Raw genomic sequence first — 3,348 nt, 5'->3', positions numbered from 1 at the left:
CCTTCGCCTTTGCGATCGCCCCATTCATGCCGAGCGCGCCGTCGGTGAGCACCAGCTCGGCGCCGTAGGCCTTCAGCAGGCTGCGCCGCTCGACGCTCATCGTCTCGGGCATGGTCAGGATGACCCGGTAACCGCGCGCCGCGCCCGCCGCCGCCAGCCCGATGCCCGTGTTGCCGCTCGTCGGCTCGACGATCACCGAGCCCTCCCCGAGCCGCCCGTCCCGCTCCGCCTCGTCGAGCATCGCCTTTGCGATGCGGTCCTTGACCGAACCCGCCGGGTTCAGGTATTCCAGCTTTGCAAGCAGCCGTGCGCCGAGGTTCTCCCCGCGTTCGTAGTTGGTCAGTTCAAGCAGCGGGGTCCTTCCGACCAGTTCTGTTATGCTGCGGTAGATTTTTGCCATGAGTAATCCCTCCTGAAGGTTCGATTTACAATTCATTTAATTCCTATGTGTTTAATATGAAATAAGTATAGCGGGAGAGTCTCGGTTTGTCAACCCCGGAATGGAAGTTTTTCAAATCACGTAGTCGCTGCCCGCCTTCGCCCGCTGGATCTCCGCGAGGTCGGCCAGCGTCATGCCGTCCACCGTCTCGTTGATCGCGCGGAAGAGCCGCTCCCACAGCACGAGCGTCGCGCATTCCCCCGCGCGCGGGCAGGCGTTTGGGGCGTCGTCCAGGCAGGCCACCGGCGCGAGGCTTCCCTCGATCGTCCGCAGGATTTCCCCCGCCGTGTAGTCCGCGGGAGCCTTCGCAAGGCGGTAGCCCCCCTGCGGGCCGCGCACGCTGCGCACCAGCCCCGCCCGGCCGAGCGCCGTGACGATCTGTTCGAGGTATTTGACCGAGATCTCCTGCCGCGCCGAAATATCCCGCAGGGAGACGTATTCTCCCGTGTCGTGCAGCGCGAGGTCGAGCATGAGCCGCAGGGCGTAGCGTCCCCTCGTTGAAATCTTCATGGCCACCCCTCCATTCTACTGCCATTATACGCCTCCCGGGGGACTTTGAAAAGTCCCCTCAGCCTGCCGAAAAGGTTTTTCGGCAGGCTGAGGGGACCGCTGCGGCGGGTTGTCCGCTCGCTGCGCCCGCTCAACGTGCGGCAGGGACCTACGGTTCATCTCTGAGCCAAGAGCCTCGCTCCGCTCGGTTGCGCTCCGAAACGCGCCTGCGGGCGCAGCCCCGCACGCGCCCCTCCCTTTTTCGCCTTGCCGGCCGCCGCTTGCATCCCCGGGGAAAAGGCGGTATGATGATACCATTCCAAAAAAACGGAGGACCGCCTATGCTCATCGCCGACCTGCACATCCATTCCAAGTATTCCCGGGCGACCAGCGGGGAATGCATGCCGGAATTTCTCGACCTGTGGGCCCGCCGCAAGGGAATCGGGCTTGTCGGGACGGGGGATTTCACCCATCCCGCCTGGCGGCAGGAGCTGCGGGACAAGCTCGTCCCGGCGGAGGAGGGGCTCTACACCCTGCGCGAAGGGCTGCATATGGAGGGCGCCGCGGGGACGGCGCGGCCCCGGTTCGTCGTTACGGGGGAGATCAGCTCGATTTATAAAAAGGACGGGCGGGTGCGCAAGGTTCACAACGTCATCCTGCTGCCCGGCCTTGAGGCGGCGGAAGCCCTCTCCAAAAAGCTCGAGGCGATCGGCAACATCCACTCGGACGGGCGGCCGATCCTCGGGCTGGACAGCCGCGACCTGCTGGAGATCACGCTCGAAACCTGTCCCGGGGCGGTCTTTATCCCCGCGCACATCTGGACCCCCCACTTTTCCCTCTTCGGGGCATTCTCCGGCTTCGACACGATCGAGGCCTGCTTCGGCGACATGACTCCCTACATCCACGCGGTCGAAACGGGGCTTTCCTCCGACCCGCCGATGAACTGGCGGCTGTCGGCGCTCGACCGCTACGCGCTCGTCTCCAATTCGGACGCGCACTCCCCCTCCAAGCTCGGGCGGGAGGCCAACCTGCTGGACATCGAGCCCTCCTTTCCCGCGCTGGCCGCGGCGCTGCGCGGGCGCGGCGCGCCCGGCTTTCGCGGGACGGTCGAATTCTTCCCCGAGGAGGGCAAGTACCACTTCGACGGGCACCGAAACTGCAAGCTCTGCCTGCGCCCGGGCGACACCCCCGCCGACGGGCGGTGCCCCGTCTGCGGCGGCAAGCTGACGATCGGCGTGCTTCACCGGGTGGAGGAGCTTGCCGACCGGGAGGAGGGGTTCGTCCCGCCCGGCGCGGCCCCCTTCCAGAGCCTTGTGCCCCTGCCCGAGGTGATCGCCGCCTGCACCGGCTTCGGCCCGGCGAGCGGCAGGGTGACGGCCCGCTACGAGGCGCTTCTGCGTGAGCTCGGGCCCGAGTTCACCATCCTGCGGGACGTCCCGGCGGAGGAGATCGGCCGGGTGGCGGGTCCGGCGGTCGCCGAGGGGGTGCGCCGCATGCGGCTTGGGCAGGTGGAGCTTTCCCCCGGGTACGACGGGGAGTACGGAAGGATCAGGCTGCTTGACCCGCAGGAGATCGAGACGCTCGCGGGGCAGATAAGCCTGTTCGGGGCCTCCTCCAGACCCGCGCCCAAAAAGAAAGCGCCCGCCGCCCCGCGGCCCTCCCGCGCGGCCAAAAAGGCGGAGGAGGATTCCCCCACCCCGCCGGAGGGCGGGGCGCTCACGGAGCTCAACGGGGAACAGCGCGCAGCGGTCACGGCGGCGAAGCCCGCAGTGGCGGTCGTCGCGGGTCCGGGCACCGGCAAGACCAAAACGCTCGTCGCCCGCGTCGCATGGCTCGTCGAACAGGGGGTCAAGCCCGCGCAGATCACCGCCGTCACCTTCACCAACAAGGCGGCGGGGGAGATGCGCGAACGGCTCGAGGCCCTCTTCGGCAAACGCGCCGTGCGGGCGATGACGATCGGCACCTTCCACGCCATCTGCCTGCGGCTGCTCTCCGAACGGGGGCCGGTCTCCCTGATCGGCGAGGAGGAGGCGCTCGCCGCCGCGTCGGAGGTGGTCGGCGCGCTCGACCTGCGGCTCTCCGCGCGCAAGCTCGTGCAGGAGGTCTCCCGCCGCAAGGGAGGGCTGCCCGCCGACGGGTCGGTCCCGGTCGAGGCGTGCGAGCGCTACTGCGAGCTGCTGAAGGAAGCGGGCGTCCGCGACTATGACGACCTGCTGCTGGACGCTTACGGCCTTTTCGCGCGTGGGGAAGCCACGGCGAAGGAGCGGCGCGGCTTCACCCACCTGCTGGTGGACGAGTTCCAGGACGTGAGCGACCTCCAGTACCGGCTGGTGCGCGCCTGGAGCGGGGAGAGCGCCGGGGTGTTCGTCATCGGCGATCCCGACCAGTCGATCTACGGCTTCCGGGGCTCGGACGCCCGG

3 protein-coding genes are annotated in these 3,348 nt (G+C 68.0%); 1 reads left to right on the top strand and 2 read right to left on the bottom strand.

What is annotated here, in order from left to right; all coding sequences use genetic code 11:
- Together RDM88_RS12330 and RDM88_RS12325 are read right to left on the bottom strand one after the other, a co-directional pair.
- A partial coding sequence (locus tag RDM88_RS12330; RefSeq protein ID WP_308755122.1) for a pyridoxal-phosphate dependent enzyme occupies nt 1-400 on the bottom strand: 400 nt, incomplete at its 3' end.
- Between the two features lie 111 nt (nt 401-511).
- Nucleotides 512-949, bottom strand: coding sequence for an Rrf2 family transcriptional regulator (locus tag RDM88_RS12325; RefSeq protein ID WP_308755121.1), 438 nt, complete (start codon nt 947-949; stop codon nt 512-514).
- A 320-nt stretch (nt 950-1,269) separates the two neighbouring features.
- Between RDM88_RS12325 and RDM88_RS12320 the strand changes: the two genes are divergently transcribed.
- The coding region (locus RDM88_RS12320) for a UvrD-helicase domain-containing protein (protein WP_308755120.1) at nt 1,270-3,348 on the top strand (2,079 nt) is incomplete at its 3' end.

The sequence above is a fragment of the uncultured Anaerotruncus sp. genome (assembly GCF_902490045.1).
GTDB lineage: Bacteria > Bacillota > Clostridia > Oscillospirales > Ruminococcaceae > Anaerotruncus.
The sequence above is the reverse complement of the archived record's forward strand: the minus strand, read 5'-3'. Positions and strand labels throughout refer to the sequence as shown.